This is a genomic window from Sphingobium rhizovicinum (assembly GCF_042647625.1).
Taxonomy (GTDB): Bacteria; Pseudomonadota; Alphaproteobacteria; order Sphingomonadales; family Sphingomonadaceae; genus Sphingobium; species Sphingobium rhizovicinum.
The window spans coordinates 708,412-734,846 of record NZ_JBHRVU010000004.1; the positions used below are offsets into that span (position 1 = coordinate 708,412).

The 26,435-nt window shown below is 64.4% G+C and carries 31 protein-coding genes and 1 pseudogene; 13 read left to right on the top strand and 19 right to left on the bottom strand.

Annotated elements, in window-relative coordinates; translation table 11 throughout:
• The first annotated feature begins 32 nt into the window (after positions 1–32).
• Together ACFOKF_RS04815 and ACFOKF_RS04820 are read left to right on the top strand one after the other, a co-directional pair.
• On the top strand, positions 33–1,046 hold the full coding sequence (locus ACFOKF_RS04815; RefSeq protein WP_380793618.1) for an NAD(P)H-dependent flavin oxidoreductase: 1,014 nt from the start codon (positions 33–35) through the stop codon (positions 1,044–1,046).
• Between the two features lie 86 nt (positions 1,047–1,132).
• Positions 1,133–2,029: a hypothetical protein gene (locus ACFOKF_RS04820; RefSeq protein ID WP_380793620.1), complete on the top strand. Its 897-nt coding sequence runs from the start codon at positions 1,133–1,135 to the stop codon at positions 2,027–2,029.
• 3 nt (positions 2,030–2,032) lie between these two features.
• On the opposite strand, the gene ACFOKF_RS04825 is transcribed toward ACFOKF_RS04820, so the two are convergent.
• A complete protein-coding gene (locus tag ACFOKF_RS04825) occupies positions 2,033–2,467 on the bottom strand; it encodes a winged helix-turn-helix transcriptional regulator (protein WP_380793622.1) in 435 nt (144 codons plus the stop codon).
• Positions 2,468–2,566: 99 nt separating this feature from the next.
• Between ACFOKF_RS04825 and ACFOKF_RS04830 the strand changes: the two genes are divergently transcribed.
• Both ACFOKF_RS04830 and ACFOKF_RS04835 read left to right on the top strand, forming a co-directional pair.
• Entirely contained in the window at positions 2,567–3,307 is a 741-nt protein-coding gene (locus ACFOKF_RS04830) for an SDR family oxidoreductase (RefSeq protein ID WP_380793624.1), read from the top strand.
• 213 nt (positions 3,308–3,520) lie between these two features.
• Positions 3,521–3,841: a DMT family transporter gene (locus ACFOKF_RS04835; RefSeq protein WP_380793626.1), complete on the top strand. Its 321-nt coding sequence runs from the start codon at positions 3,521–3,523 to the stop codon at positions 3,839–3,841.
• Here ACFOKF_RS04835 and ACFOKF_RS04840 read toward each other — a convergent pair.
• Positions 3,816–4,499 (bottom strand): winged helix-turn-helix transcriptional regulator, encoded by a 684-nt coding sequence (locus ACFOKF_RS04840; protein WP_380793628.1) that lies wholly within the window; start codon positions 4,497–4,499, stop codon positions 3,816–3,818. The two genes, ACFOKF_RS04835 and ACFOKF_RS04840, sit on opposite strands and share 26 nt — an antisense overlap.
• Positions 4,500–4,610: 111 nt before the next feature.
• Between ACFOKF_RS04840 and ACFOKF_RS04845 the strand changes: the two genes are divergently transcribed.
• The 5 genes from ACFOKF_RS04845 to ACFOKF_RS04865 are packed head-to-tail and all read left to right on the top strand — an operon-like array spanning position 4,611 to position 7,227.
• Positions 4,611–5,039 carry a VOC family protein gene (locus ACFOKF_RS04845; RefSeq protein ID WP_380793630.1) on the top strand — a complete coding sequence of 143 codons (429 nt, stop codon included), beginning with the start codon at positions 4,611–4,613 and terminating at the stop codon, positions 5,037–5,039.
• Positions 5,040–5,061: 22 nt separating this feature from the next.
• A complete protein-coding gene (locus ACFOKF_RS04850; protein ID WP_380793632.1) occupies positions 5,062–5,424 on the top strand; it encodes a DUF1428 domain-containing protein in 363 nt (120 codons plus the stop codon).
• Positions 5,425–5,474: 50 nt separating this feature from the next.
• Entirely contained in the window at positions 5,475–6,272 is a 798-nt protein-coding gene (locus ACFOKF_RS04855; RefSeq protein WP_380793634.1) for a VOC family protein, read from the top strand.
• Positions 6,272–6,763, top strand: a complete 492-nt coding sequence (locus tag ACFOKF_RS04860; RefSeq protein ID WP_380793636.1) for a VOC family protein — start codon at positions 6,272–6,274, stop codon at positions 6,761–6,763. The genes ACFOKF_RS04855 and ACFOKF_RS04860 overlap by 1 nt, the downstream gene beginning before the upstream one ends.
• Positions 6,760–7,227 (top strand): SRPBCC domain-containing protein, encoded by a 468-nt coding sequence (locus ACFOKF_RS04865; RefSeq protein WP_380793638.1) that lies wholly within the window; start codon positions 6,760–6,762, stop codon positions 7,225–7,227. Before ACFOKF_RS04860 ends, ACFOKF_RS04865 begins: the two co-directional genes overlap by 4 nt.
• A gap of 5 nt (positions 7,228–7,232) precedes the next feature.
• Here ACFOKF_RS04865 and ACFOKF_RS04870 read toward each other — a convergent pair whose 3' ends face one another.
• From ACFOKF_RS04870 to ACFOKF_RS04905, 8 genes are all read right to left on the bottom strand, one after another.
• Positions 7,233–7,628, bottom strand: coding sequence for a hypothetical protein (locus tag ACFOKF_RS04870; protein WP_380793640.1), 396 nt, complete (start codon positions 7,626–7,628; stop codon positions 7,233–7,235).
• 41 nt (positions 7,629–7,669) lie between these two features.
• Positions 7,670–8,941, bottom strand: a complete 1,272-nt coding sequence (locus ACFOKF_RS04875; protein WP_380793641.1) for an oligogalacturonate lyase family protein — start codon at positions 8,939–8,941, stop codon at positions 7,670–7,672.
• A 177-nt stretch (positions 8,942–9,118) separates the two neighbouring features.
• Positions 9,119–9,451, bottom strand: a complete 333-nt coding sequence (grxD, locus tag ACFOKF_RS04880) for a Grx4 family monothiol glutaredoxin (protein ID WP_298398512.1) — start codon at positions 9,449–9,451, stop codon at positions 9,119–9,121.
• A gap of 59 nt (positions 9,452–9,510) precedes the next feature.
• Positions 9,511–9,744, bottom strand: coding sequence for a BolA family transcriptional regulator (locus ACFOKF_RS04885; RefSeq protein ID WP_298398509.1), 234 nt, complete (start codon positions 9,742–9,744; stop codon positions 9,511–9,513).
• Positions 9,745–9,755: 11 nt separating this feature from the next.
• A complete protein-coding gene (locus ACFOKF_RS04890; RefSeq protein ID WP_380793644.1) occupies positions 9,756–10,079 on the bottom strand; it encodes a DUF1476 domain-containing protein in 324 nt (107 codons plus the stop codon).
• 57 nt (positions 10,080–10,136) lie between these two features.
• On the bottom strand, positions 10,137–10,733 hold the full coding sequence (gene leuD / locus ACFOKF_RS04895; protein WP_380793646.1) for a 3-isopropylmalate dehydratase small subunit: 597 nt from the start codon (positions 10,731–10,733) through the stop codon (positions 10,137–10,139).
• A 134-nt stretch (positions 10,734–10,867) separates the two neighbouring features.
• A complete protein-coding gene (gene leuC / locus ACFOKF_RS04900; RefSeq protein WP_380793648.1) occupies positions 10,868–12,313 on the bottom strand; it encodes a 3-isopropylmalate dehydratase large subunit in 1,446 nt (481 codons plus the stop codon).
• A 113-nt stretch (positions 12,314–12,426) separates the two neighbouring features.
• Positions 12,427–13,125: a glutathione S-transferase family protein gene (locus ACFOKF_RS04905; RefSeq protein WP_380793650.1), complete on the bottom strand. Its 699-nt coding sequence runs from the start codon at positions 13,123–13,125 to the stop codon at positions 12,427–12,429.
• 272 nt (positions 13,126–13,397) lie between these two features.
• On the opposite strand from ACFOKF_RS04905, the gene ACFOKF_RS04910 reads away from it, so the two are divergent.
• The gene (locus ACFOKF_RS04910) at positions 13,398–15,206 is read left to right on the top strand and encodes a DUF885 domain-containing protein (RefSeq protein WP_380793652.1); all 1,809 of its coding nucleotides are present in this window, start codon (positions 13,398–13,400) and stop codon (positions 15,204–15,206) included.
• A 394-nt stretch (positions 15,207–15,600) separates the two neighbouring features.
• Here ACFOKF_RS04910 and ACFOKF_RS04915 read toward each other — a convergent pair whose 3' ends face one another.
• The gene (locus ACFOKF_RS04915) at positions 15,601–17,199 is read right to left on the bottom strand and encodes an isocitrate lyase (RefSeq protein ID WP_380793654.1); all 1,599 of its coding nucleotides are present in this window, start codon (positions 17,197–17,199) and stop codon (positions 15,601–15,603) included.
• Between the two features lie 146 nt (positions 17,200–17,345).
• Here ACFOKF_RS04915 and ACFOKF_RS04920 point away from each other — a divergent pair, with 146 nt between their 5' ends.
• Positions 17,346–18,743 (top strand): helix-turn-helix domain-containing protein, encoded by a 1,398-nt coding sequence (locus ACFOKF_RS04920; protein ID WP_380793656.1) that lies wholly within the window; start codon positions 17,346–17,348, stop codon positions 18,741–18,743.
• 103 nt (positions 18,744–18,846) lie between these two features.
• Here ACFOKF_RS04920 and ACFOKF_RS04925 read toward each other — a convergent pair whose 3' ends face one another.
• On the bottom strand, positions 18,847–20,082 hold the full coding sequence (locus ACFOKF_RS04925; RefSeq protein ID WP_380793658.1) for a dipeptidase: 1,236 nt from the start codon (positions 20,080–20,082) through the stop codon (positions 18,847–18,849).
• Positions 20,083–20,272: 190 nt separating this feature from the next.
• On the opposite strand from ACFOKF_RS04925, the gene aat reads away from it, so the two are divergent.
• Positions 20,273–21,019 carry a leucyl/phenylalanyl-tRNA--protein transferase gene (gene aat / locus ACFOKF_RS04930; RefSeq protein ID WP_380793660.1) on the top strand — a complete coding sequence of 249 codons (747 nt, stop codon included), beginning with the start codon at positions 20,273–20,275 and terminating at the stop codon, positions 21,017–21,019.
• A gap of 35 nt (positions 21,020–21,054) precedes the next feature.
• Here the strand turns inward: aat and ACFOKF_RS04935 are convergent.
• From ACFOKF_RS04935 to ACFOKF_RS04960, 6 genes and pseudogenes are all read right to left on the bottom strand, one after another.
• Positions 21,055–21,483, bottom strand: a pseudogene (locus tag ACFOKF_RS04935) (DUF2155 domain-containing protein); the annotation flags it as partial.
• A complete protein-coding gene (locus tag ACFOKF_RS04940) occupies positions 21,480–21,878 on the bottom strand; it encodes an NADH:ubiquinone oxidoreductase subunit NDUFA12 (protein WP_380793662.1) in 399 nt (132 codons plus the stop codon). The gene ACFOKF_RS04940 and the pseudogene ACFOKF_RS04935, both read right to left, overlap by 4 nt.
• Before the next feature lie 50 nt (positions 21,879–21,928).
• Positions 21,929–22,456, bottom strand: a complete 528-nt coding sequence (locus ACFOKF_RS04945; protein ID WP_380793664.1) for a DUF192 domain-containing protein — start codon at positions 22,454–22,456, stop codon at positions 21,929–21,931.
• A gap of 61 nt (positions 22,457–22,517) precedes the next feature.
• The gene (fixJ, locus tag ACFOKF_RS04950; RefSeq protein WP_380793666.1) at positions 22,518–23,141 is read right to left on the bottom strand and encodes a response regulator FixJ; all 624 of its coding nucleotides are present in this window, start codon (positions 23,139–23,141) and stop codon (positions 22,518–22,520) included.
• Positions 23,138–24,286, bottom strand: a complete 1,149-nt coding sequence (locus tag ACFOKF_RS04955; protein WP_380793668.1) for a sensor histidine kinase — start codon at positions 24,284–24,286, stop codon at positions 23,138–23,140. The genes fixJ and ACFOKF_RS04955 overlap by 4 nt, the downstream gene beginning before the upstream one ends.
• 20 nt (positions 24,287–24,306) lie before the next feature.
• Positions 24,307–25,119, bottom strand: a complete 813-nt coding sequence (locus tag ACFOKF_RS04960; protein ID WP_380793670.1) for a universal stress protein — start codon at positions 25,117–25,119, stop codon at positions 24,307–24,309.
• 107 nt (positions 25,120–25,226) lie between these two features.
• Between ACFOKF_RS04960 and ACFOKF_RS04965 the strand changes: the two genes are divergently transcribed.
• Complete coding sequence (locus ACFOKF_RS04965) at positions 25,227–25,574, top strand: hypothetical protein (protein WP_380793672.1); 348 nt, start codon at positions 25,227–25,229, stop codon at positions 25,572–25,574.
• Between the two features lie 75 nt (positions 25,575–25,649).
• Here the strand turns inward: ACFOKF_RS04965 and ACFOKF_RS04970 are convergent, their stop codons facing one another.
• Complete coding sequence (locus tag ACFOKF_RS04970; RefSeq protein WP_380797657.1) at positions 25,650–26,303, bottom strand: OmpW/AlkL family protein; 654 nt, start codon at positions 26,301–26,303, stop codon at positions 25,650–25,652.
• Positions 26,304–26,435 lie beyond the last annotated feature (132 nt).

The following is a 26,435-nucleotide window of genomic DNA, read 5'->3' on the forward strand; positions in this document are numbered from 1 at the left end:
AGGGGCTTTTTGCGATTCTTGAGGTTAAATTTATGACCACCGCCAAACTCGCTTCCCTGATGGCTCGCGGCTCCGAATTTCTGGGCTGTGAAAGCGCGATCCTGTGCGGGGCGATGAGCTGGGTCAGTGAGCGCAACCTTGTGTCGGCCATTTCCAATGCGGGTGGTTTCGGCGTGATTGCGTGCGGCGCGATGACGCCGGAATTGCTGGACGCGGAGATTGCGGCGACCAGGGCGCTGACTGGCAAGCCGTTCGGCGTGAACCTGATCACCATGCATCCCCAGCTGTTCGACCTGATCGATGTGTGCGCGAAGCATGATGTGCCCCATGTCGTGCTGGCCGGCGGCCTGCCGCCCAAGGGCAGCATCGAGGCGATCAAGCAAAAGGGCGCCAAGCTGATCTGCTTCGCCCCGGCGCTGGCGCTGGCCAAGAAGCTGGTGCGGTCGGGCGTGGACGCGCTGGTGGTGGAAGGCATGGAAGCGGGCGGCCATATCGGGCCGGTGGCGACCAGCGTGCTGGCGCAGGAAATATTGCCCGAAATGGCGGATCAGGTGCCGGTCTTCGTCGCCGGCGGCATCGGCCGGGGCGAGGCGATCGCCGCCTATCTGGAAATGGGCGCGGCCGGCGTGCAGCTTGGCACCCGCTTTGCCTGCGCGAGCGAGAGCATCGCCCATCCCGCGTTCAAGAAGGCCTTCTTCCGCGCGTCGGCGCGCGATGCGATCGCCAGCGTGCAGATCGACCCGCGCCTGCCGGTGATCCCGGTGCGCGCATTGAAAAACGCCGGCACCGAAGCCTTCACCGCCAAGCAGCGCGAAGTCGCCAATCTGCTGGACAGCGGCGCGGTCGACATGATGGAGGCGCAATTGCAGATCGAACATTATTGGGCCGGCGCGCTGCGCAAGGCGGTGATCGATGGCGATGTCGATGGCGGGTCGCTGATGGCGGGCCAGTCGGTCGGCATGGTGACGAAGGAAGAGCCGGTCGCCGACATCATCGGCGAGCTGATGGCGCAGGCTGCGACCGCGCTGGAGCGGCGAGCCGCCTGAATAGTTGCGATGAACGGAGCATAAGGCATATTTCCTCCGAACCGAATGACCGGCATGACCGGACGATAGCCCCATCGGAGAATTGGATGTTCGTAACGCGCCGTTTCTATGGCCGGATTTCTTTGGTGTCGCTGGCCGTGCTGGCGGCCTGTTCGACGCCCAAGCCGCCACCGCCGCCGCCCACGCCGCCGCCGCCAGTGGTCCCCACCGTGCGCCCCGTGCCGCCAAATCAGGCGGCCGAGGGTATGGCGCTGCCGACCAAGGATGAAAGCGGGGATTATCTGACGCCCAATAAGGGCATCACGTCGAACACGGCGCTGTGGCATGTGCGCATGGCGCTGAACGTCGCGGCGCTCAATTGCGACAAGTTCGGCGATACGGCGCGCAGCCAGTATAACCAGATATTGGCGGTGCATAAGCCGATCCTGACCGCCGCCAATGCCGCGGTGGACCGCAATTATCGCGTCGCTTTCGGCCGGTCGGGCATTGGGTCGCGCGAGCAGTTGAACACCGTGGTCTATAATTTCTTCGCGCTGCCGCCAGTGATCAAGAATTTCTGCCCGGTGGCGGTCAGCGTTGGCGCGAAAATGCTGACGATGCCGTCCAGCGCGTTGCTGGCCTATGCGCCCGAAGCGCTGAAGGAGCTGGAAAAGCCCTATCAGGAATTTTACGCCGCTTATGCTGACTATCTGCGCCGGCTGGCCGAATGGCAGTCGCGCTTTGGCGGCACGGTGACGGTGGTGGTGTCGCCAACCCCGCTGCCCCCGCCGCCGCGCCCGCCGGCCGAAGTGCCGCCGGAAGGGTGGCAGCCCAGTTCGACGAGCACGATGCAGAGCATGACGCCCGCGCCCGTAACCGCTGCCCCCGCCAGCGGAGCCGCGACCGGGCCGGTGGCGGCTCCGCCCGCCGTTGCGCCCACGCTGCCCGACAATAGCGCGCCCAAGCTGGTGGTGCAGCCGCTGCCGACGACGTCGGATCAATAAGGATTAGTCGCGCGCGTCGAATGTGGCGCGCGCGGCCTCCACCATTTCCAGATTACGTTCGGCCCAGACCCAGACGCCGCAGAAAGCGGCGCTCAGGCTGTTGCCGAGCGGGGTGAGCGCATAATCGACGCGGGGCGGCACCACCGGATGGACGGTGCGGGTCAGCAGGCCGTCTCGCTCCATCTGACGCAAAGTCTGGGTCAGCATCTTCTGGCTGATCCCTTCCACCTGCCGGCCAATCTGCGTGAAGCGCAGCGTGCCTTTCTCCTCCAGCAATTCCAGCACCAAGAGCGTCCATTTGTCGGCGATGCGGCCGATCAGGTCGTTGACGAGTCGTTCGATGCGCGGATCGATTTCGGCGGGCGGCTCATGCGCCATATAGCGTTCGGCGTCGGCAATGTCGGCGGCAGTAAAGCGATTTTCGAGCGGATTTTCCATTTCTTACCTTTGGGTAACTACAGCACTTTATGGTGCCTACTTTCCAAAGGAGAGTGATAGTCTACATTGCCTTTCAAGCCAATTGAAAGGAAACAGATCATGCAAACTACAGGCAACACCATCCTCATCACCGGCGGCGGATCGGGCATCGGCGCGGCGCTGGCGCATGAATTTCACGCAGCGGGCAATCAGGTGATCATCGCCGGGCGGCGGCAGGCGGCGCTGGACGCGGTCGTGGCGGCGCATCCCGGCATGGCGGCGATGACGTTGGACATGGAGGATCCGGCCGCGATTACGGCATTTGCGGCGCAACTGGTCGCGGATTTCCCGGCGCTGAACGCCGTGCTGCTGAATGCCGGCATCATGGTGGCGGAGGCCAAGATCGATCTGGCCATAGCCGAGGCGACGGTGGCGACCAATTTGCTGGGGCCGATCCGGCTGGCCCATGCACTGTTGCCGCATCTGGAGGCGCAGCCGGCCGCGACCATCCTGACCGTGTCGTCGGGGCTGGCCTTTGTCCCGCTGGCGGCGACGCCGACCTATAGCGCGACCAAGGCGGCGATCCATGGCTGGTCGATGGCGCTGCGCGAACAGTTGAAGGCGACCAGCGTCGACGTGGTCGAGATCGTGCCGCCCGGCGTACAGACCGATCTGATGCCCGGCCATGCCGAAAATGACCAGATGATGCCGCTGGCGGACTTCATCGCCGAGACGATGGCGTTGCTGCGGCAGGAGCCGACGCTGGACGAAATTCATGTCGAACGGGTGAAATTCCTGAGCGAAGCCACGAAGCGCGGCGAATTTGCCCAGGTGTTCGGGATGCTGAACGGCGCGCATTGAGGCATCGGTGCTCTTGCGAAAGCGGAGCCCTGGATGTGGGGCGCATCGTTCGACCCTGGGCTCCTGCTTTCGCAGGAGCACGGTGGTTGCTGGGCTTGCCTCTTGTAAAGGGCATGCCTACTGATCTTTCCGGCAAGCGAGGCCACGTCCTCCTCCGCTCAACGCGGGTTTCAAGTCCGGGACGGCCCGGCTCTCTTTGGGAAGGGAGCCGTTATGGCCTGGGTTTCTTTATTTATCGCCGGTTTGCTGGAAATCGTCTGGGCCTTTGCGATGAAGCAGTCGCAGGGGTTTACCCGACTGGCGCCCAGCCTGATCACATTGGGCGCGATGGTCGCCAGTTTCGGGCTGCTGTCGCTGGCGATGCGCAGCCTGCCGCTGGGCACCGCCTATATGATCTGGACCGGGATCGGCGCGCTGGGGGCGTTCGCGGTCGGCGTCGCCTTTCTGGGGGAAGCGATCAGCCCGGCGCGGCTGGTGGCGGCCGGGCTGATCCTGTGCGGTCTGGTGCTTATGAAGCTGTCTGCGCAGGGTTGACCATGTCGGGCGCTTTGGCGGGCAGGGGGAAGATGGTGGCGAAATGGTCGGCCAGCGCCGCGTCGCCCTCCACCGTTAGCGCGCCCGCCATATCGACATAGCGCGCGCCGCCATAGAGGATGGCGACCAGCGCATTCTGGTCGCCGCGCAGGATCGCGTCCGCGCCGGCGGCCTCACCCCGATCGATCAGAAAGTCGCCATCTTTGAGCGTCGCGCGAAATTCCTCTTCGCCGAACTGGAAGCCGATCGTGGCGTCGAGCGGGCCGATGCGGCTGCGGTCGATCATGGTGCGCATCGACAGAACCACTGACACCGGACTCATCGGCTTGCCCGGCTGCATCGTGGGCGATTGGCAGGCCCAGCGGCCCAGCACCTGAAAGAGAATTTCCGACTCGCGGCCCCAGTCGGTCAGTTCATAAATCTGGCTGGCGGCGGGCGGGGGCAGGCGGCGGCGTATGAGGATGCTGGACGCTTCCAGTTCCTCCAGTCGCTGGGTCAGCACATTGGCGCTGATTCCGGGCAGGCCGGCGCGCAGGTCGGTGAAGCGCTTTGGCCCCAGCATCAGTTCGCGCATGATCGGCATCGCCCAGCGATCGCCGATGATGTCGAGCGCATGGGCGACGGCGCATCCGTCCTGATAGGCGCGTTTCTGACTCATGGTTATCTTTTCTAACTTAACTGTTGCATAAGATAATCATGTGGCGCACAAAGTTCAAGCGGTGAGTCGCAGGGACGTGCGGACGCCGGAAAAATTTCTAGGAGAAGTGCGATGTCGAACCAGTCCGCTCCCAAGATGATTTTCGTCAATCTGCCGGTCCGCGACCTGTCCGCTGCGATCGCTTTCTATGAAGCGGTAGGCGCGGTGCGGAACGATGATTTCGCCGACGACGATGCGCAGATGCTGACCCTGTCCGAGACGATCCATGTGATGCTGCTGACCCATGACCGGTTCCGCAGCTTCACCCCGCGCGGCATCCCCAATGCGCATGAAACCGCGCAGATGCTGCTGTGTTTGAGTGAAACGAACCGCGAGGCGGTGGATGCGACCGTGGACAGCGCGCTGGCGGCGGGCGGCAGCGAGCCGAACCCGAAACAGGATCATGGCTTCATGTACGGCCGCAACTTCGCCGATCTGGACGGCCATATCTGGGAAGTGATGTGGATGGACATGGACGCCGTGATGGCGGGTAAAGGTTGAACGATCAGCAAGGAGAGAGAAAATGGCCTATATGGACGGTTTCGTGATCCCGGTGCCCAAGGGCAATAAGGAGCGCTATCGCGAGGTGGCGGCCTATGCCGCGCCGATCTTCATCGAATATGGTGCGCTGCGCGTGGTGGAATGCTGGGCGAACGACATCAAGATCGGCAAGGTGAACGATTTTCGGACCGCCGTGATTGCGGAGGAAGATGAAGAGGTCGTTTTTTCCTGGATCGAATGGCCCGACAAGGAAACCCGCGACGCCGGGGCCGAGAAAGTCATGAAGGATGAACGCATGCAGCCCAAGGAAGGCGAGGACATGCCCTTCATCGGCGCGCGGCTGATTTATGGCGGGTTCGAGGTGCTGGTGGACGCAAAGGCCTGAGCGCTATGCGCTGAACTGGGTGCCCTGACCTCCCTGCAAGGAGACGGACGATGACCGATTTTACCGGCAAATTCTTCTGGTATGAACTGATGACCAGCGATCCGCAGGCGGCGCTGGCTTTTTATGGCGACGTCGTGGGATGGAGCAGCGCGCCCTTTGGCGGCGATCTGGCCGAACCCTATCATATCGTGTCGGGCAGCGCCGGGCCGCTGGGCGGGATCATGGCGATCCCGGCCGAGGCGAAGGCGTGCGGCATGACGCCCTGGTGGGGCGGCTATGTCGGGTCGGCCGATGTGGATGCGGATGTCGAGCGGCTGAGCGCGGCGGGCGGCAGCGTGAAGCGCGCGGCGGAAGATATACCGGGCGTCGGGCGTTTTGCGGTGATGAGCGATCCGGGCGGGGCGATCTTCATGTTGCTCAAAGGCTCCAGCCCCGATGGCATGGATGCGCCTGCGGGCATGCCGATGGGGCATGTCGGCTGGCATGAACTTTACGCCGGGGATTTCGACAAGGATCTGGCCTTCTACACCGGGCAGTTCGGCTGGGTGACGGGCGACGCCATGGATATGGGCGAGATGGGCAGTTACCAGCTTGTTTCGCAGACGGGCGGCGCGGATTTTCAGGATATGACCGGCGGCATCATGCCCCGGCCGCCGATGCTGCCAGTGCCGGTCTGGCTGTTCTACTTCACCGTGGGCGATATTGATGCAGCGGTGGCGCGGGTGACGGCGGGCGGCGGCACCGTGTTGCAGGGGCCGATGGAGGTGCCGGGCGGCGCGTGGATCATCCAGGCGACCGACCCGCAGGGCGCGATGTTCGCGCTGGTGGGCGGCAAGGAAGAGGGGTGATGGACAGGATCACCCCTTGCCTGTGGTTCGATGGCAATGGGCTGGAGGCGGCGACTTTCTACGTTTCCGTCTTTGGCGGGTCGATCGATCATGTCAGTCATTATCCGCAGGACAATCCGTCGCCATCGCCGCTGCCGGGCGGCAGCGTGCTGCTGGTCGAATTCACCCTGTTCGGACAAAGCTATCAGGCGCTGAACGGCGGGCCGCAATTCAGCTTTGACGAGGCGGTGTCGCTGTCGGTCGCGTGCGAGGATCAGGCCGAACTGGACCGCTATTTCGACGCGCTGACCGCCGATGGCGGCAAGGATGGGCCGTGCGGATGGGTGACGGACAAATATGGCCTGTGCTGGCAACTGGTGACGCGCCAGATCATGGCCAATTACCGGACCGACGACCGCGCCGCCATTGCCCGGATGATGGGAGTGATGATGACGATGCGCAAACTGGACACCGCCGCGATGCAGGCGGCCTTTGACGGAGAAGCCGCATGAGTAGCGCTGAGCATATATTGTCCGTCACCTGCCATATCGCCGCGCCGCGGGAGATATGCTGGAAAGTGTGGGTGGATCTGAAAGAGGAATGGTTCTGCCCCAAGCCCTGGCGCGCCGAGGTGATCGAGCAGGATTTGCGGCCCGGCGGGCGCAGCGCGGTGCAGATGTTCGGTCCCAATGGCGAGGAAACCGGGCCGATGGAGGGCGTGTTCCTGGAGGTCGTGCCGAACGAACGGGTGGTGACGACCGATGCCTATGCGGCCGGCTGGATACCGCAGACGCCCTTCATCACTGCGATCTGGGAATTTGCGGAGGAAGGGGAGGGAGCGCGCTTCACCGCGACCGCGCGTCATTGGGATGCGGAGGCGAAGGCGCGTCATGAGGAGATGGGATTCCATCCCGGCTGGGACCAGATGATGGAACAGTATAAGGCGCTATGCGAGACGTCGGCGGCGAGCGCGTAAGTCCTTTATGGCGCAAGGGAGACGACCCTGTCGCCAAAGCCAATGCCGCGTATGGTGAGCAGATAGGGTCCGCGCAGGGTTTTTGGCAACGGCCCGGTCTGGGCAAAGCCGGGCGGCGGCGCGCCGAGGATGATCGTGGACAGAGGCGTGCATTGGGTGTCGTCGCCTGCGCGCCGCGCCTGCCAGATCGGATTGCCATAGGGCGTTTCCACGCTGTGCAATGCGATCTCCCGGATGCAGGGGGCTTCCCGGCGCGGGATGATGAAGCCCCAGTCTTGCGACAGATGGGCCTGCATCCGGCCATCGGCCGCTTTCCCGACGTCGATCCGGATGGGCGGGGGAGAACAGGCCGGCAGGGCAAGCAGGCCGGCCATGGCAAGAAGACGGATCGGACTGGTCATCCAGGCCGGTTTATGGTGCCGGCGCGCGGCGCGCAACGGCGCTATCTGGCCTTCGCCACTTCCACGGCATAGATTGCGGGCTTGCCCTCTATATTGGCGCGATAGACCAGCCATTTGCCGTCCGGGGTGAAATGCTGGTTGGGTTCTAGCGTATAATCCTGCTTGGACAGGTCGGCGAGCCGCTCTGTTTCCAGATCGCCCGAAGCGATCAGCCGGTCGCCGTCCAGCGTGTCCGCCACGCGCGGGTTGGGGTCCACGCGGGGATGGAACAGGCTGATAAATTTCCCCTCATCATTGCCGTCGCCGGAAAAGACGCGGCTGTCGGGCGATGAACTATAATGATAGCTGCCCTGTCCGGGGCGCAGCGCATACCAGACCCGCTTGCCGCTCACCACGTCCAGACTGGCGAGCCAGCGCACGCCCATGGGCTGGATCAGGTCATACCAGATGGTGCGGCCATCGGGCGCCCAATATTCATGGCCGGCAATTTCGCCCTGAAAGCTCCGCTGATGGACCTTCGTCTTGTGGCTGCCGTCGGTGCGGATGGTCCAGATGCGGTCGACCTTCTGCCATGGGCCTTCATGGCAATAGGATAGCAGGGTCGGGTCGGACGGCGAGAAAAGAACATGGTTCAGCCAGTCGGTCGATTGCGTCACCGTCCTGCGTTCGCCGGTGCGGATGTCGATGGTGAAGATTTCCATCGGGACGCCGGCGGCGAGGCGCTTCGCCATCCATTGTTCCTTGGCGACGGCGAAGGGCAGGGGCTTTCCGTCCGGGCCATTGGCGGCATAGGTGGGCGATCCGGTCTTGGGATCGCGATTGCCCTGCGCCGCGATCGCAGCCGGCGGCGGCGCCAGTTCGCGGTGGCCGGCCAGCAGCGTGTCGTCCGCATTGATTGATGCGATGCGGCCGCCCGGCAGGTCGGCGATGCGGCGGCGCTGGCCGGTGTCGAGATTGACCGACCAGATGGTGGACGCGCCTTCATTGCCCGTCGGACTGGTGCTGTAATAGGCCACCGGGGTGTGGTTGCCGACGAACATCAGCCGGTCGATCTTTTCCTTCAGCACCAGCTTCGTGGTCCAGTTGCTGGTGTCGGCGACGCGGATGCCCTCGGGCGTCAGATAGATCATCCGCTTCCCGTCCGGCGTGAAGGGATTATAGTTGAAATAGAGGCCGTAATTGCCGGGCCGGTCGTCCACCCGGACGATGCGATGGCCGGTGGCGGCGTCGATCCAGCTGGCTGGCGGAGGCGCTGGCGCCGCCGCGACCAGCAGGGGCAATGTCCAACCGATCATCAGCCTGTTGCCCCGCATATCATCTCCAAAGTCCATTTTATGGAACCTGGTAACACATTGCGGGAGCGGTGGCAATCTGGCCATTTTCCGATGCGGCCGGCGGGTGCGTAAAGGGCGCTGAAGCCATTGCGGCCATGAAAAAAAAGGCGGCCCGGACCCGGACCGCCTTTCTATTTTTTCCCAGCCGAGCCCGGATCAGTTTGCCGCAGCGACGCCCTGATCGGTCATCAGTTGCTGAAGTTCGCCGGCTTCATACATTTCCATCATGATGTCGCTGCCGCCGACAAATTCGCCCTTCACATAAAGCTGCGGGATGGTCGGCCAGTCGGAGAAGGTCTTGATGCCCTGACGGATGGCCTGATCCTGCAACACGTCGACCGTGTCATAGCCCACGCCCAGATGTTCCAGGATGGCGATGGCGCGGCTGGAAAAGCCGCACTGGGGGAAGAGCGGCGTGCCCTTCATGAAGAGCACGACGTCATTGCCCTTGACGATGTCTGCGATCCGCTGCTGCACGGCGTCGGTCATGGTAAAACTTCCAGTCCTGTCTGGCGCCCGGCGCAGGGGCGCGAAAATATGATGATGCGTTAATTGGGAACGGCGGTGGTGAGTTGCAAGGCGTGGAGCACGCCCCCCATCCGGCCGCCCAGCGCGGCATAGACGGCACGCTGCTGCGCGACCCGGCTCATGCCCCGAAAGCTTTCCGCCACCACCTTTGCCGCATAATGATCGCCATCCCCGGCAAGGTCGGTAATTTCGACCTGCGCATCGGGAATGGCGGTGCGGATCATGTCCGCAATATCGTCGGCAGCCATTGGCATGATGCTATGCCTTACTGCGCTTCGATGAACATGCGGCGGGCGATCACCGCCTGCTCGTCCAGCGCGGCGCGCACGCCGGCTTCGTCAATGTCGATCCCGGCCGACGTCATGTCGCCCAGCAGCTTGCGGATGACGTCTTCGTCGCCCGCTTCCTCGAAATCGGCCTGCACGACGGCCTTGGCATAGGCGTCGGTTTCTTCCGGGGTCAGGCCCATCTTCGCGGCAGCCCATTCGCCCAACAGGCGGTTGCGGCGCGCCTGGATGCGGAACTGCATCTCCTGATCATGGGCGAACATATTTTCGAACGCCTTTTCGCGATCATCGAAGGTGGTCATAGGTTTCAGCCCTGTTGCAAGCAGTATCGGGATCAATTGATAGGCAGAAGCGGCGAATTACGCAACGGCGGCGGGGACGATCCACGGACGGTCCTGCGCGACTTTCGCTTCATAGCCGTCGATCACATCCGCATCGTCCAGCGTCAGGCCGATCTCGTCCAGCCCGCCCAGCAGACAATGCTTGCGGAAGGGGTCGATTTCGAAGCTGAAACGATCCTGATATTGGGTGGTGACGGTCTGCGCTTCCAGATCGACATGGATCGGATCGGTCTTCGCCACTTCCAGCAGCCGGTCGACCGCCTCCTGCGGCAGCACCACGGTCAAAATGCCGTTCTTGAAGGCGTTGCCCGAGAAGATGTCGGAAAAGCTGGGGGCGATCACCACCTTGATGCCGAGGTCGCCCAGCGCCCAGGCGGCATGTTCGCGGCTGGACCCGCAGCCGAAATTGTCGCCCGCGATCAGGATCGGGCTGCCGGCATAGGCGGGGTCGTCAAAGACATTGCCCGGTTCCTTGCGCAGCACTTCGAATGCGCCCTTGCCAAGGCCGTTGCGCGAAATGGTCTTCAGCCAGTGCGCGGGGATGACGATGTCGGTGTCGACATTCTTCATCCCGAACGGATAGGCGCCGCCTTCGACGGTCGTCAGCTTTTCCATCAATTCGCCTTTTTCACCTGCGCGGGCGGCGTGTCTTCGGCGCGGCCCAGCGTTGCGGCCATCGCCGCGCTGGCCAGAGCGCCCAGCGTCAGCAGCCAGAAAATCTTTTTCATGCGACCAGCCCCTTTTTTGTCTTACGCCGTAACCGGATGGGATAGCAGTTCCCGAACATCGGTGAGGCGGCCGGTGATGGCCGCCGCCGCCGCCATGGCGGGCGACACCAGATGGGTGCGCGATCCCGGCCCCTGACGGCCCATGAAATTGCGGTTGCTGGTCGATGCGCAGCGCTCGCCCGCAGGCACCTTGTCCGGGTTCATGCCGAGGCACGCCGAACAGCCCGGTTCGCGCCATTCAAAGCCGGCGTCGAGGAAGATGCGGTCCAGCCCTTCGGATTCGGCCTGTTCCTTGACGAGGCCAGAGCCGGGCACGACCATCGCATGTTTGATGCCGGCCGCGATATGCCGGCCCTTCAGCAGGGCGGCGGCGGCGCGCAGATCCTCGATCCGGCTGTTGGTGCAGCTGCCGATGAAGATATGTTCGATTGCGACGTCGGCAAGTCTCTGCCCGGCGGTCAGGCCCATATAGTCGAGCGACTTTTGCGCAGCGGCCTGCTTGGACGGGTCGGCGAAGCTTTGGGGATCGGGAACCACGCCGGTCACGGCCACCACGTCTTCCGGGCTGGTGCCCCAGGTGACGGTGGGGACGATGTCAGCGGCGTCGATCACCACGGTCTTGTCGAAGGCGGCGCCTTCGTCGGTGACGAGCGTCTTCCACCAGGCGACGGCCGCGTCGAAATCCGCGCCCTTGGGCGCCATCGGGCGCCCCTTGATATAGGCGAAGGTCTTTTCGTCGGGCGCGAACAGGCCGGAGCGGGCACCCGCTTCGATCGACATGTTAGCGACGGTCAGGCGACCTTCGATCGACATGTCGCGGAACACGGAGCCGCGATATTCCATGACATAGCCGGTCCCGCCCGCCGTGCCGATATGGCCGCAGATCGCCAGCGCGACATCCTTGGGCGTGACGCCGGGGGCCAGTTCGCCATCGACCACGACTTCCATGGTCTTCGATTGCTTGAGCAGCAAAGTCTGGGTGGCCAGCACATGCTCCACTTCCGACGTGCCGATGCCGAAGGCCAGCGCGCCCAGCGCCCCGTGCGACGACGTGTGGCTGTCGCCGCAGACCAGAGTCGTGCCGGGCAGGGTGAAGCCCTGTTCCGGGCCGACGACATGGACGATGCCCTGTTCCCGGTCGGCGTCGCCGATCAGGCGCACGCCAAATTCGGGCGCGTTCTTCTCCAGCGCGGCGAGCTGCTGCGCGCTTTCCGGGTCGGCGATGGGGATGCGATGGCCATCCGCGTCGCGGCGCGGCGTGGTGGGCAGGTTATGATCGGGCACCGCCAGCGTCAGATCGGGCCGGCGCACCTTCCGGCCGGCAAGGCGTAGCCCCTCAAACGCCTGCGGGCTCGTCACTTCATGGACGAGATGGCGGTCGATATAGATGAGGCAGGTGCCGTCAGGACGCCGTTCGACAACGTGCGCGTCCCAGATCTTTTCATACAGGGTGCGAGGTTTAACCATAGTCCTCACCCCCTAGACCCGTAATGCGGACGGGAAAAGGGGGTGAGCGACCGTTTTGCGCTGTTTTTCCTTTCAGCCGGGCAAGAATGTTACACTGCCGGCCGGTTCAATCCTCACATGGCGCGATAGTCGGCGATGATCTTGCCGGCGGCCCCGATTTCCGCTTCATGGCTGTCTTCGCGCCATGTCTCGGCCAGCGCTTCGGCTTCCCATTGCTGCATGGCGGGGTGGGCCAGCATGTGATCGACCCAGATTTGCGCCGTCGGTCCGACGTCGAGGCCATAGGTGCGCACGCGGAAGGCGACGGGCGCGTAGAAGGCGTCGATCGCGGTGAAGGTGCGGCCGGCGAGGAAGGGGCCGCCAAAGCGATCCAGCCCCTGTTCCCACACTTCGCGCAGCCGGGCGATGTCCTTGTTGAGGGCCGGCGAGTGGATATGCGGCTCCACCCGGACGCCGACATTCATGGTGCAATCGTTGCGCAGCGTGGAAAAGCCGCTGTGCATTTCCGCAACCGCGCATTGGGCAAAGGCGCGCGCGGCGTCCTCCGCTGGCCAGACGCCGGGATGGCGATCGGCCAGATAGAGGATGATGCCGAGGGAGTCCCAGACGGTGCGATCCTCTCCATTGGCCCCGTCGATCAGCGCGGGCACCTGTCCGGTGGGGGAAAAGCTGCGAAAGGCGGCATAGTTGGTCGCGGCGGCGAAGGGTTCGATCCGGTCGTCAAAGGGGAGGTCCAGCGCCTTCATCAGCAACCATGGGCGCAGCGACCAGCTGGAATAATTGCGGTTTGCGGTGATCAGCGTGTAGGCCATCGACGTTTCCCTTCTGTAAGGCATGCGCGCCTTATCGCAGGAGGAAACTTCGTTACAGCCGCAACGATCCGTCATGCTCACAAGCTGGGCTTATCAAACGCAACGCCCGTTCGGTTCGAGCCTGTCGAGAACCCTGCCCGCCAGTTCTCGACAGGCTCGAACCGAACGGAGGGCGCGGGTGGGCTAGCCAAGCTGTTGCACAGCCGTCAAAAGAGCGCGTCGTGGGCGGCGCCCCCTTGCCGCCCATCAATCCCATAATGGAGCTTCCTGTCGTGAACCGACGCCAATTTCTCGCCACCAGCGGCGCCACCGCCATCGCCGCCGCTACGCCCGGCGCTTTCGCCCAATCGAACGCGGCCGATGCGCGTTTTCGCGCGATGCTGGACGATTTCTTTTATGGGCGTCTGGACGAATCCCCGGAAAGCGCAACGCGCCTTGGCCTCGATACTGGCGCGCGCGCGGCGTTGCGCGGCAAGCTGTCCGACACGAGCGCGGCCGGTGCGGCCAAGGATCTGGCCCGGACCAAGGCGCAGGCGAAGCAGCTAGCCAGCGTCGATCGCGCGAAGCTCAGCCCGGCCAGTCAGCTCGACTATGATGTCGTCGCCTATCAGCTGGATCGCGCCGTGGGCGGCGAGCGGTTCGGCTATGGCGAGACGGCGGGTCGCTATGCGCCCTATATTCTGAGCCAGCTGACCGGCAGCTATCGCGAAGTGCCCGATTTCCTCGATTCGCAGCATCGGGTGAAGGATGCGGCGGATGCCGACGCCTATCTCGCCCGTCTGGAAGCCTTCCCCGCGGCGATGGACGGCGAACTGGCCCGGCAAAAGGCGGACGCGGCCAAGGGCGTGTTCGCGCCCGACTATATTCTCGACACCACGATGAAGATGCAGGCGGCGCTGCGCGATCAGCCTGCTGCGCAGACCGTGCTGGTCGCCTCCTTCGTCAAGAAGCTGGCCGCCGCCGGTCTGCCGCCCGAGCGCGCCGCGCAGGCCGAGAAGATCGTCGCCGAGAAGATCTTCCCCGCCGTCGATCGCCAGCGTGAACTGGTGGTGCAACTGCGGGCCAAAGCCAGCCATGATGCCGGCTGCTGGCGCCTGCCCGATGGCGAGGCCTTTTATGCTGCGGCTGCCGAAGCCGCGACCACGACCCGGCTGACCGGCGATGAGATCCACCAGATGGGTCTGGATCAGGTCGCCAGCATCTCTGCCCGTATTGACGCGATCCTGAAGGGCGAGGGGATGAGCCAGGGCAGCGTGGGCGACCGTCTGGTCGAACTCAACAAGCGCCCCGACCAGCTTTATCCCAATACCGATCCGGGCCGCGAGGCGCTGCTGGCGCAACTCAACAGCCAGATCATCGCCATGCAGAAGCGCCTCCCCGAAGCGTTCAACACCGTGCCCAAGGCGCCGGTGGAAGTGCGCCGCGTGCCAGTGACGATTCAGGCGGGCGCGCCAGGCGGCTATTATCAGAACGCCTCGCTCGACGGGTCGCGGCCGGCCATCTATTTCATCAACCTGCGCGACACGTTCGATCGGCCGAAATTCGGTCTGGCGACGTTGACCCATCATGAGGCGGTGCCGGGCCATCATTTGCAGGTGACGGTGGCGCTGGAATCGGACAGCATTCCGATGATCCGCCGGCGCGGCTTCTACAGCGGCTATTCCGAAGGCTGGGCGCTCTATTCGGAGCAGCTGGCCGACGAAATGGGCATGTATGAAGGCGATCCGCTGGGGCAGGTCGGCTATCTGCAATCCCTGCTGTTCCGCGCCACCCGTCTGGTGGTGGACAGCGGCATGCACGCCAAGCGCTGGAGCCGGGAGAAGGCGACCGATTACCTCATCGCCACCACCGGCATCGCGCGGGGCCGCAGCCAGGGTGAGATCGACCGCTACACCGTCTGGCCGGGTCAGGCGTGCAGCTACAAGATAGGCCATACCGTCTGGACCCAGTTGCGCGACGAGGTGAAGGCGAAGCAGGGCGATCGCTTCGACATCAAGCAGTTCCATGATGTGCTGACGTTGGGTGCGATGCCGCTCGACATATTGAAGCAGGCGGTGCGGCAGCGGGCGGGGATCGCCTGAACAAAGCACTGAGTTATCCCCTCAAACTCCGTTCGCCCTGAGCCTGTCGAAGGGGGCTGTATCTCTTAAAAATAGGGCAGGGCTTCGACAAGCTCAGCCCGAACGGGTCTTATTTAAGGCTCGATACTCTAGGCGGAAAAAACGACCCGGCGGTGCGCCCGCCGGGTCGTCCAGTTCCTTCCACCCAAACACGCGAAGGGAGCGTCGAAGTCCCCGCGGGCTGGCTGTTCTCACGGCTCCCACCGCGAAACGGTTTTGAAACAACCATCTCCCCGGCAGGCATCGAGTTACTGCCGGGGAGATGGAGTGCTTGCGGCCTGCACGCCGCAAAGTTGTTTCCCTCCTCCCCGCAACAGCGGGGGGGGGGGAGGCTACTGGTCTTTAGGCCGCCGTCTTAGGCCGCGAACTGGTTCATCGTGTTGTGGACGCCGCCGGCCTTCAGCGCGGCTTCGCCGGCGAAATAATCCTTGTGATCGTCGCCAATGTCGCTGCCGCTCATATTCTGATGCTTCACGCAGGCGATGCCCTGGCGGATTTCCTTGCGCTGCACGCCCTCGACATAGCCCAGCATGCCCGCCGCGCCGAAATATTCCTTGGCGAGGTTGTCGGTGCTGAGCGCCGCCGTGTGATAGGTCGGCAGGGTGATCAGGTGATGGAAGATGCCGGCCCGCGCCGCCGCATCCTTCTGGAAGGTGCGGATCTTCTCGTCAGCCTCAAGGCCAAGGTCGGTCGCGTCATAATCCGCGCTCATCAGCTTCGCCCGGTCATAGGCGCTGACATCCTTGCCGGCCTCAACCCACGCATCATACACCTGCTGGCGGAAGTTCAGCGTCCAGTTGAAGCTGGGCGAATTATTATAGACCAGCTTGGCGTTGGGGATGACTTCGCGGATGCGGTCGACCATCGACGCGATCTGCTCGATATGCGGCTTTTCCGTCTCGATCCACAGCAGATCCGCGCCATTCTGAAGCGAGGTGATGCAGTCGAGCACGCAGCGGTCCGCCCCGGTGCCTTCGCGGAACTGGAACAGGTTGCTGGGCAGCCGCTTGGGCTTGAGCAGCTTGCCGCCGCGATTGATGATCACGTCGCCATTGGCCTGCGCAATGTCGCTAATCTCCTCGCAGTCGAGGAAGCTGTTATATTGATCGCCAATGTCGCCCGGTTCCTTGGAATAGGCGATCTGCTTGGTCAGTCCCGCGCCCAGCGAGTCGGTGCGGGTGACGATGACGCCATCGTCGACGCCCAGTTCCAGGAAGGCGTAGCGGCAGGCGCGGACCTTCGCCAGGAAGTCCTCATGCGGCACGGTGACCTTGCCGTCCTGATGGCCGCACTGCTTTTCGTCCGAGACCTGATTTTCGATCTGGAGCGCGCAGGCGCCCGCCTCGATCATCTTCTTGGCCAACAGATAGGTGGCCTCCGCATTGCCGAAACCGGCGTCGATGTCGGCGATGATCGGCACGACATGGGTTTCATAATTGTCGATCGCGTGGGTCAGGCGCTGGGCCTCGACCGCGTTGCCGGTTTCGCGCGCCTTGTCGAGATCGCGGAACATCATGCCCAGTTCGCGGGCGTCGGCCTGCTTCAGGAAGGTGTAGAGTTCCTCGATCAGCGCGGCGACGCTGGTCTTTTCATGCATCGACTGGTCGGGCAGCGGGCCGAAATCGCTGCGCAGCGCGGCGACCATCCAGCCGGACAGGTACAGATATTTCTGCTTGGTCGTGCCGAAATGCTTCTTGATCGCGATCAGCTTCTGCTGACCGATGAAGCCGTGCCAGCAGCCCAGCGACTGGGTGTAGTTGGCGGGGTCCAGATCATAGGCGGCCATGTCGCGGCGCATGATGCCCGCAGTGTACTTCGCGATGTCGAGGCCGGTGTTGAAGCGGTTCTGCAACTTCATGCGGGCGACGGATTCGGCGTTGATGCCATCCCAGGTGCCGGGGTGGCTGCCGATGAGGCTCTGCGCCTGTGCGATGCTGTCCTGATAGGTCGTCATGGGCCTTGTCCTTTGGAGAGGGAATGAGCTGTTGCGCCCGACCTAGGCTGGTCTTTTGCAGTTGCGCACCCTTGCCAAAGTCCAGTTGTCGATCTTTACAAAAATCTGCTGTAAAGTTGTAAAGAGCGTACAAGGGGTATGAGTCGATGGCCAAGGATCGTCCCGTCTATATGGGGCCGCGCCTGCGACGGTTGCGGCGCGAACTGGGGCTGACGCAGGCCGACATGGCGGCTGATCTGGAAATCAGCGCCTCCTATGTCGCGCTGCTGGAGCGCAACCAGCGGCCGCTGACCGCCGACATGCTGCTGCGGCTGGCGCGCACCTACAAACTCGACATGGCCGAAGTGGCCGGAGACGGCGGCGCGGAACAGACGGCGCGCCTGCATGCGGTGCTGAAAGATCCGATGTTCGCGGACATCGATCTGCCGACGCTTGCGACCGGCGACGTGGCGGTCAATTATCCCGGTATCACCGAAGCTTTGCTGCGGCTCTACACCAGTTATCGCGAGGAGCATCTGGCGCTGGCGGATCGCGGCGCGGGACCGGAGCCGCAAGAGGATGTCGCCGATCCCGTCGCCGAATCGCGCCGCTTCCTGGCTGCGCGGCGCAACAGCTTCCCGTTGCTGGACGATGCGGCGGAGAAGCTGGCCATCGAAGCGGAGGCGGAGGGCGGCCTGACCGGATGGCTGAAGGCGCGGCATAATCTGCGCGTGCGGCGATTGCCAGGCGATGTGATGGCGGGATCGATGCGGCGGCTGGACCGGCATCGCGATGCGGTGCTGCTGGACGACACGCTCGACAGCGCCAGTTCGCAGTTTCAGCAGGCGCTCCAGATCGCCTATCTGGAAATGCGCAAGCCGTTCGACGCGCTATTGAAGGACGGGCAGTTCAGCGGGGAGAGCGGTCGTCGCCTCGCCCGGCGGGCGCTGGCCAGCTATGGCGCGGCGGCGATATTGATGCCCTATACCGCTTTCGCCAGGGCAGTGGAGGCCAAGCGCTATGATGTGGAGGCGCTGGCCCGTCAGTTTGGCGCGAGTTTCGAACAGACCGCGCATCGGCTGACCACGCTGCAAAAGCCGGGGCAGGAGCGGGTGCCCTTCTTCTTCCTGCGGGTCGATCCGGCGGGCAATGTCAGCAAGCGGCTGGACGGGGCGGGTTTTCCCTTTGCGCGTCATGGCGGCTCCTGCCCGCTCTGGTCGGTGCACCGGGTGTTCGAGACGCCGCGCGAGGTGGTGACGCAATGGCTGGAGCTGCCCGATGGTCAGCGTTACTTCTCGGTCGCGCGCACGGTGACGGCGGGCGGCGGCGGCTGGGGCGCGCCCCGGGTGGAGCGCGCGATTGCGCTATGCTGCGCCGCCGAGCATGCCCATCGGCTGATCTACACGCAGGATGCCCCAGCGGTGGAGCCGACGCCAATCGGCGTCACCTGTCGCCTGTGCCACCGCGCCCAGTGCATGGCCCGGTCCGCCCCGCCGATCGGGCGCGACATGCTGCCCGACGATTATCGCCGCACCCGCGCGCCCTTCGGCTTTGCCGATGGGTGATCGGAGAAACGTGCCTGACCCTTGATCCGTTCGCTTCGAGCGAAGTCGAGAAGCCAGCGCCAGAGTTCTCGACAAGCTCGAACCGAACGGAGGTAGTGCAGTTTTAGGTGGCGGGCGTGGCCTGCATCTGGGCGGCGACCTTTTCGGCGGCGGCCATCACGCGCAGCACATTGTCGCCCGCCAGCTTGGCGATGTCCTTGTCGCTCCAGCCCCGGCGCATCAGTTCGGCCAGCAGCGCAGGATAGGTCTGTACGCCCGACAGGCCCTGCGGCAGCGAGCCGACGCCATCGAAATCGCTGCCTAGCCCGACATGGTCGACGCCCGCCACTTTTGCGATATGGTCGATATGGTCGGCTACCTCGCTCAGGGTCACGACGGGTTCGGGATTGGCCTTCTCCCATTCGGCGAGCGCCTTCTTCGCGCCTTCGGGATCGCCGATATAGAGGCCGCCAAAGGGCGGGGCGTTGTAGCGGGCCATTTCCGCGCTGCGGTTGGCGCTCCAGATGCGGCGCGCTTCGGACACATATTGCGGGGCATAGTTGACCATCACGACGCCGCCATTGGCCGCGACCTGCTTCAGCACCGCGTCCGACACGTTGCGCGGCGTGTTGCAGATCGCCCGCGCGCTGGAGTGGGAGAAGATGACCGGCGCCTTGCTGACCCGCAGCGCGTCCAGCATGGTGGCTTCGCTGACATGGCTGAGGTCGACCAGCATGCCCAGGCGATTGAGTTCGGTCACGACGCTCTCGCCAAATGGGGTCAGCCCGTCATGCTGGGGATTGTCGGTCGCGCTGTCCGCCCAGGCGATGGTGCGGCTGTGGGTCAGGGTCAGATAGGATGCGCCAAGGTCATGATAGGCGCGCAGCACGGCCAGACTGCCGTCAATCTGGCCGCCGCCCTCAACCCCGATCATCGACGCGATCTGCCCCGCCTTGTGCGCGGCGCGGGCCTGCGCGGCGGTGGTGACGAAGGCGAAGTCGTTGGGATAGCGGCGCGCGAAACTGTGCGCGAGGTCGATCTGTTCCAGCGTGTCCTGCACCTGTTGCAGTTCGGGCAGGTCGGCCGATACCCAGACCGACCAGAATTGCCCGCCGACCTGCCCCGCACGCAGCCGTTCGATGTCGGTATGGAACTGGCCGGGGTCCAGATGGCGCAGATCCATGGTCCAGCGCGCGTCCTTCATCTTGTCGGTCAGCGCTTCGGGCCAGTCATTGTGGCCGTCGATCAGCGGCGTGGCCTTGAGGATCTTCGCGATCCGCGCGGCATAAGGATCAGCGGCGGCATGAGCAGAAGGGGCGGCGAGGAGGAGCGGCAGCAGCGCCAGAGAAAGAGTCTTCATGGCGCGGGAAGCTAGGCGGGCGACAGGGCAAGTCAATCTATGGACAGGCTTTTCCCCGGACAATTACCTCGTTTGCGCTACCCCAGGTTATGCCATGCGCAAGAAAAGGCTGGGCTGGCCCGTCTGGATCGCATTTTTTGTAAAAACCCGTTCCCGTTTTCCTCTGCCATGCTCTACCTCTGTCCATTCCATGATGATCGATCCGCTCGTCCTGTTGCAGGCTTATTCCATCGGGGTTTTCCCCATGGCCGACGATCGCGATGCGCAGGAGGTCTATTGGGTCGAACCCAAGCGCCGCGCGATCCTGCCGCTCGACGCTTTTCATCTGTCGCATTCGTTGTCCAAGGTGATCCGGCGCGACCGTTTCCGCGTGACCGCCAACCGCGCCTTTGCCCGCATATTGGCGCTGTGCGCCGAATCGGCCGACGATCGTCCGTCGACCTGGATCAATCACGCGATCGAACAGGCCTATCGTCACCTGCATGAAGCCGGTTTCGCCCATTCGGTGGAGGTGTGGGAGGGAGAGGAACTGGTCGGCGGCCTCTATGGCGTGGCGCTGGGCCGGGCCTTTTTCGGCGAATCGATGGTGTCCCGCCGCACCGATGCGTCAAAGGTGGCGCTGGCCTGGCTGGTGGCGCGAATGCGCTTTGGCGGCTTCACCCTGCTCGATTGCCAGTTCATGACCGATCATCTGCGCAGCATGGGCGCGGTTGAGATCAGCCAGCGCGACTATCTTCAGTTGCTGGGCGGTGCGGTGGCGGGGGTGGAGCTAGGCGCAGGAGCTGCGCTGTCGGGTTCGGGCGCGGCGGCGTCGCTGGCGTTCGATCCGCTGGCGCTGGAACCGGCCGCGGCGGGTTCGCCCTTGCCGCCGATCTTGACCGTATCGGGGCCGATTTCGGGCCATTCCATCGCACAGCTTCTGACCCAGACGTCATAGACCGGGTGCTGCACGACATTGCGGTCGGGCCGTTCGCGGAAGATCCAGCCGGAAAAGGCGCGCCGCCATTTGCCGTCGGCGCTGGAGCGGACGTCCAATTGCACGAAGGCGCCAGTGTCCTGCACATTTTCCCACGGGGCAGTGGTTTCGCAGGCTTGCAGGCGGACGATCGCGTCGCCCACGCGCAGCGCTTCGCCCGGCTTCATGGTCAGGTCGCGGGTCAGGCCGTTGCGCTTGTTCAACAGGCCGATCACGGCCGTGCGCTGCGCCATGGGCGTGCCGGGCAGCGCGCCATTGTCGGCGGTCTGGATCGGGCTGCCCTCCACCTTTACCGGGCCGGACTGGTTCGCGGCGGGCAGGTCGCTCTTTCCACATCCTGCCAGCGCCAGCGCCAGCGCGCAGGACAGGGCGGGAATCGCTTTATGCAGGATCGGCGGGAAAGCCCCCGCCGGACGCCGGGTCATGCCGCGTCGGGGCTCCAGGCTTCATAGTCGCCGGTCGCCTTCTGGCGCTGGCCGCCCTTTTCGAGCGAACCCGACGGGCGATAGGCGTTGGGCGTGCCGGTCAGGTTGACGCTCGATTCCTTTTCCCAGATGCGGGGCGGCGGCAGGAAGCTTTCAGGCGCGCCCTCAATCGAGTGATGCAGCCAGCCATGCCATTCGGCCGGCACGCGGCTGGCGTCGTTGGACCCATTATACATCACCCAGCGGCGAGTCAGGCCATTGGGGTCGGTGCCGCCTTCATAATAGACGTTGCCCTGATGGTCCTCGCCCACTTTCTTGCCCTTGCGAGCCGTGAAGAGCCAGGTGCCGAAGGTGGCCCCATTCCACCAGGTGAAGATGTTTGCCAGGATTCCCATGGGCCAAGCGCTTAGCCGCTGCGACGGGCGCGGGCAAGGAGGATATGGCGCTATCGCGCCGGGTCGGGACAGAAATTGAGGTCGGTCGCGATTTTGGCTTGCGGCACGGCGCAGCCACCCCAACTGACCCGGTCCCCCTCCGCTATGCCAAGCTCCGCCGCGCGGCCGCCGCGCAGTTCCAGCACGGCCGCCACCGGCACGCCGGCGGACACCGGGATGCGGGAATAGGGCTGCGCATCCGACTTGAGGAAGGCGATGGTGCCGTCGGTGTGAATGAACAGCATGTCGAGCGGGATCAGCGTGTCCTTCATCCAGAAACTCGCCGTGCGGGGCGGGTCCATGGGGAAGAGCATGCCGCCATTGTCGGCCAGTGACTTGCGGAACATCAGCCCCTGTTCCTGCTGCTGCTGGCTGGCCGCGACGTCTACGTCGAAGCGATGCGCGCCCTTCGCGCTGCGGATGACGACCGGCAGGGTCGCGGCGGCGGCCTGCGCCTGCGCGCTATTGTCCGCAGCGGGCGGGGACGAGGAACAGGCAGCGAGCAGGGCGATGGCGAAAAGGGAGTGCGCGCGGATCATGGGCGCATGCCTAAATGCATTTGCGCGATGAGGGGAGGGGGAAGTTGCCGGCCCCGTCCCCTTATTGGGCGGTTTCGCCGTCGCCTGCATGGAAAGCGATTCGCAGCGCTTCGGCCAGGCTTTTGACCTCCAGCTTCTGCATCAGGTTGGCGCGGTGGATTTCCACCGTGCGCGGGCTGATCCCCAGATCATAGGCGATGCTCTTGTTGGGCAGGCCTTCGACCAGCCCGTCCAGCACGTCGCGCTCCCGATCGGTCAGGATGTTGAGTCGCGCCTGCGCCTCCTGCGCGCGTGCGCTGGCCCCGCGCGCGGCGACCGACTGTTTGCGCGCCGCATCGATACAGGCGAGCAGCGATTGCTTGTCGAACGGCTTTTCGATGAAATCGCTGGCCCCGGCCTTCATCGCTGCGACCGCCATGTCGACATCGCCATGGCCGGTCATGATGACCACGGGCAGCATCACGCCGCGCGCGCGCAATTCGCGCTGCACCTCCAGCCCATCCATGTCGGGCATGCGCACGTCCAGCAGCACGCAGCCCTGCGGCAGGTCGGCGGCGTCCTTCAGGAAGGGCAGGCCGCCGTCGAACAGGGTGACGGTAAATCCGCTGGTCTTCAGCAGGAAAGACAATGACCGGCGGATCGCCTCGTCATCGTCCACGACATAGATGGGGTAAGCTTCGCTCATTCTTCGTCCGCGCGGTCCAGGGTGAAATGAAAGGCGGTTCCGCCCCAGGCGGACGGTGTCGCCCAGATGCGGCCGCCATGGCCTTCGATAATCGTCTGGCTGATCGACAGGCCCACGCCCATGCCGGTTGCCTTGCTGGTGGTGAAGGGGGTGAAGAGCGTGCGCGACATGGCAGGATCAAGCCCCGGTCCCGAATCGGCCACCATCACCTCCACCTTGCCATCGTCGGCCGGCATGGCGGTCAGGCGCAGGATGCGGACTGGCCGGCCCTCCATCGCTTCCACGGCATTCTTCACCAGATTGATGATGACCTGTTGCAACTGCACCCGGTTGACCAGCACATGGTCGACGGCGCGGTCGACCTGCACATCCATGTCGATGCCGCGGCTGTCGGTGCCGATGAAGGCCAGAGCCGCGCCTTCGGCCAGCAGCGCGCGCATCGGTTCGGGCTGGCGGATGGTTTCGCCGCGCTTGATGAATTCCCGCAGCGACCGGATGATTTCGCCCGCGCGCAGCGCCTGTTTCGCGCTTTCGTCCATCGCCTCGCCCAGCATGGCGCGATCCACATCGCCCGGCATGGCCAGCAGATCGCGCGCAGCCTCCATATAGTTGGCGATCGCGGTCAGCGGCTGATTGAGTTCATGCGCCAGCGCCGACGCCAGCGTGCCCATCGCCGTCACCCGGCTGGCATGGGCGAGTTCGGATTGCAGGTCGGCGACGCGCCGTTCGGCCTGCTGCCGTTCAGTGAGGTCGCGGATGAAGCCGGTGAACAACCGCTGCCCCTGATCCTGCACTTCGCCGACGGACAATTCGATCGGAAAGGTGGAGCCGTCGCGCCGCCGCGCGCTGGTCAGACGGCCCACGCCGATGATCCGTTTTTCGCCGGTGGCCTGATAATGTTCGATATAGCCATCATGCCGTTCCCGATCCGGGGAGGGCATCAGCATCGAGATATTTTCGCCCAGCACATCACTTTGCGCATATTGGAACATGCGCTGCGCCGCCGCGCTGAACGACACGATCCGCCCGCGCATGTCGATCACGATCAGCGCATCGGGCACCGTCGCCAGGATTGATCCCAGCAGCGCCTGTTCCAGACTATGCGCATCGGTCAGCGCTTCAGTGTCGTCGTCCGCTACGCCCATGCGTCTTCCATGCCGCCCTTTCAGTGCGCCAGCAAGAGCGGTACGGGCGCAGTGCGCAGCAGCGATCGGGTGACGCCGCCGAAGATCAGTTCGCGCCAGCGGCTATGGCCGAACGCGCCCATCACCATCCAGTCGGCGCGCAGCGTGGCGATCGCGTCCCGCAGGGCGATTTCGGTCGGCCGGTCGGCGCGGGGCCAGCTGTGCAGTTGCGCCTTTATGCCGTGGCGGGCCAGATATTCGGGCGCTTCGGTGGCGGGGAAGGGCGTGTCTCTATCCTCGACCGTCACGATCTCCACCGCCTGCGACAGTTGCAGCAGCGGAATGGCGGCGCGCAACGCGGCGGCGGCGGCATGCGATCCATCCCAGGCGACCAGCGCGCGGCCGGCGGCGGCAAAGCCCCTAGCGGACGGGGGCACCGCCAGCACCGGGGTGCGGCCGCCCATGGCGAGATCGGCGGCGATGGGCAGAGGATCCTGCGCGCTGCTGTGCCCCGCTTCGGGCAGGCTGGCGACGATCAGGTCGGCCAGCTTCGCCGCATCCAGCAGGCCGGGCAGGCTGTCGCCATTTTTCTGGCGCCAGTCCCAGGCGACATCTTCCTGCGCGAAACGCGCTTCCATCCGGGTGCGGAAGGCTTCGTCTATGGCGTGGAGTTCGGCGGCGATGACGGGCGAAAAGCCCAGCCCGTCCTGCGCGCCCGCCGCGATCATCTCCGGCAGGGGCGTCACCTGAACGCACTGGACATGGGCGCGGGCGGCACGGGCCAGATCGCAGGCGGCCTGCAACCGGCTTTCGGCGCCCAGATCGTCGTGGATATGCAGCACTATGGTCTTCATGGCACGGCTCCGTTCGTTCTCGACCGGATTAGACCTTCCCCCCGTGCGACCACTATCCGGGATAGTCCTTATAGCATTTCCGGACTTGAAAAGGGATTGAAACCGGCATGACGTGGACCACGATACGCCTGGAGCTTGCCCGCACGCCGGCCTTTCCCAATGGCTCCGCCGCGCGCAGCTATGTGTTGCGGCTGCCGCTGGAGCCGGACGGGCGGATCGACGAACAGGAATATCGCCACCATCCTGAATATGCGACCGTGCGCCGTTTCTGGCCCAATGAGCCGGATCGCCACGGCCATCTGTTGCGCACGGCCGAAGGCTGGGCCTGTTCCTATCCGCCCGATCAGGCGCCGTTCCGGCTAGAGACTGCGGAAATACGATCGGGCAGCCGGCTGATCCTGACGCAGGCGGATGGCGAAAATCTGCCCTTTGAAGTCAAGGCGCTGGCGGCCTGAAACGGCCTGATACGGCCTGATACGGCAAGAAGGGCGGGGGGGCGGTGATCCGACCGGATCGCCGCCCCTTTTCTGTCACAGCCGGAAGCCGATGCCGACGCCGAAGACCAGCGGGTCGAGGTTGATCCGCACCTTCTGGACGCCCGCCGCCGTGGTGGACAGGCGCGCCGTGGTGTCGATGTCGATATATTTGACGTCCAGGTTCAGGAACATCTTGTCGTTGATGTCGATGTCCACGCCCGCCTGCGCCGCCCAGCCGAAGCTGTCGGACATATGCACCTTCGTGTCGCCGACGGCGCCCTCCAGCGCGCCAGAGGGCTTTTCATTATAGAAAAGCGTGTAGTTGACGCCTGCACCGACATAGGGGCGGACCCTGGCTTCGGGCAGGAAATGATATTGGGCCGTCAGCGTGGGCGGCAGCACCCACGTCGACGCCAGCTTGCCGAGCGATCCGGTGGTGCCGGTGCGGCCGCTGGCCGAATGTTTGGTGGTGGCGGCGATCAGTTCGAACCCGATATTGTCGGTCGCCATATAGGTGACGTCGACTTCGGGCGTCACCGCATTGTCGACGCTGGCCTTTTCGCCGGGGAAGGCGGGCAGGATGCTGCCGCTCTTTTCATTGGGGGCGACCATGATGCCGCGCAGGCGGATCAGCACGTCGCCTTCTTTCGCCATGGCGGGGGTGGCCAGCGCGCCCGCGCCCATCGCCATGATGGCCGCAGCGCCCATCGACAGGGCCTCGATATGCATAGGGGTTCTCCTTCCCTCTGGGTGGTGAACCGCCTTTGCGCCCTGCGCCGCGCGTCGGCATTGATCGAGCGCAACGGGATTTTTGACATGGCGCAATGCAGGGCGGGGCGG

Coding starts and splice junctions, on each gene's coding strand:
- ACFOKF_RS04915 (WP_380793654.1), bottom strand. CDS start 17,199: ATGACGACCTATCAGGACAGCATCGCACAGGCGCAGAGCCTCATCGGC.
- grxD (WP_298398512.1), bottom strand. CDS start 9,451: ATGACCGACGCCGTGCAGCAGCGGATCGCAGACATCGTCAAGGGCAAT.
- ACFOKF_RS04945 (WP_380793664.1), bottom strand. CDS start 22,456: ATGATCCGCGCGCACTCCCTTTTCGCCATCGCCCTGCTCGCTGCCTGT.
- ACFOKF_RS04840 (WP_380793628.1), bottom strand. CDS start 4,499: ATGAGTCAGAAACGCGCCTATCAGGACGGATGCGCCGTCGCCCATGCG.
- ACFOKF_RS04820 (WP_380793620.1), top strand. CDS start 1,133: ATGTTCGTAACGCGCCGTTTCTATGGCCGGATTTCTTTGGTGTCGCTG.
- ACFOKF_RS04825 (WP_380793622.1), bottom strand. CDS start 2,467: ATGGAAAATCCGCTCGAAAATCGCTTTACTGCCGCCGACATTGCCGAC.
- ACFOKF_RS04970 (WP_380797657.1), bottom strand. CDS start 26,303: ATGGGCGCTGCGGCCATCATGGCGATGGGCGCGGGCGCGCTGGCCACC.
- ACFOKF_RS04815 (WP_380793618.1), top strand. CDS start 33: ATGACCACCGCCAAACTCGCTTCCCTGATGGCTCGCGGCTCCGAATTT.
- ACFOKF_RS04835 (WP_380793626.1), top strand. CDS start 3,521: ATGGCCTGGGTTTCTTTATTTATCGCCGGTTTGCTGGAAATCGTCTGG.
- ACFOKF_RS04920 (WP_380793656.1), top strand. CDS start 17,346: ATGGCCAAGGATCGTCCCGTCTATATGGGGCCGCGCCTGCGACGGTTG.
- ACFOKF_RS04890 (WP_380793644.1), bottom strand. CDS start 10,079: ATGACCACCTTCGATGATCGCGAAAAGGCGTTCGAAAATATGTTCGCC.
- leuC (WP_380793648.1), bottom strand. CDS start 12,313: ATGGTTAAACCTCGCACCCTGTATGAAAAGATCTGGGACGCGCACGTT.
- ACFOKF_RS04955 (WP_380793668.1), bottom strand. CDS start 24,286: ATGGGCGTAGCGGACGACGACACTGAAGCGCTGACCGATGCGCATAGT.
- ACFOKF_RS04925 (WP_380793658.1), bottom strand. CDS start 20,082: ATGAAGACTCTTTCTCTGGCGCTGCTGCCGCTCCTCCTCGCCGCCCCT.
- ACFOKF_RS04860 (WP_380793636.1), top strand. CDS start 6,272: ATGGACAGGATCACCCCTTGCCTGTGGTTCGATGGCAATGGGCTGGAG.
- ACFOKF_RS04960 (WP_380793670.1), bottom strand. CDS start 25,119: ATGAAGACCATAGTGCTGCATATCCACGACGATCTGGGCGCCGAAAGC.
- ACFOKF_RS04965 (WP_380793672.1), top strand. CDS start 25,227: ATGACGTGGACCACGATACGCCTGGAGCTTGCCCGCACGCCGGCCTTT.
- ACFOKF_RS04855 (WP_380793634.1), top strand. CDS start 5,475: ATGACCGATTTTACCGGCAAATTCTTCTGGTATGAACTGATGACCAGC.
- ACFOKF_RS04870 (WP_380793640.1), bottom strand. CDS start 7,628: ATGACCAGTCCGATCCGTCTTCTTGCCATGGCCGGCCTGCTTGCCCTG.
- ACFOKF_RS04865 (WP_380793638.1), top strand. CDS start 6,760: ATGAGTAGCGCTGAGCATATATTGTCCGTCACCTGCCATATCGCCGCG.
- ACFOKF_RS04845 (WP_380793630.1), top strand. CDS start 4,611: ATGTCGAACCAGTCCGCTCCCAAGATGATTTTCGTCAATCTGCCGGTC.
- ACFOKF_RS04850 (WP_380793632.1), top strand. CDS start 5,062: ATGGCCTATATGGACGGTTTCGTGATCCCGGTGCCCAAGGGCAATAAG.
- aat (WP_380793660.1), top strand. CDS start 20,273: ATGATGATCGATCCGCTCGTCCTGTTGCAGGCTTATTCCATCGGGGTT.
- ACFOKF_RS04830 (WP_380793624.1), top strand. CDS start 2,567: ATGCAAACTACAGGCAACACCATCCTCATCACCGGCGGCGGATCGGGC.
- leuD (WP_380793646.1), bottom strand. CDS start 10,733: ATGGAAAAGCTGACGACCGTCGAAGGCGGCGCCTATCCGTTCGGGATG.
- fixJ (WP_380793666.1), bottom strand. CDS start 23,141: ATGAGCGAAGCTTACCCCATCTATGTCGTGGACGATGACGAGGCGATC.
- ACFOKF_RS04940 (WP_380793662.1), bottom strand. CDS start 21,878: ATGGGAATCCTGGCAAACATCTTCACCTGGTGGAATGGGGCCACCTTC.
- ACFOKF_RS04905 (WP_380793650.1), bottom strand. CDS start 13,125: ATGGCCTACACGCTGATCACCGCAAACCGCAATTATTCCAGCTGGTCG.
- ACFOKF_RS04875 (WP_380793641.1), bottom strand. CDS start 8,941: ATGCGGGGCAACAGGCTGATGATCGGTTGGACATTGCCCCTGCTGGTC.
- ACFOKF_RS04885 (WP_298398509.1), bottom strand. CDS start 9,744: ATGCCAATGGCTGCCGACGATATTGCGGACATGATCCGCACCGCCATT.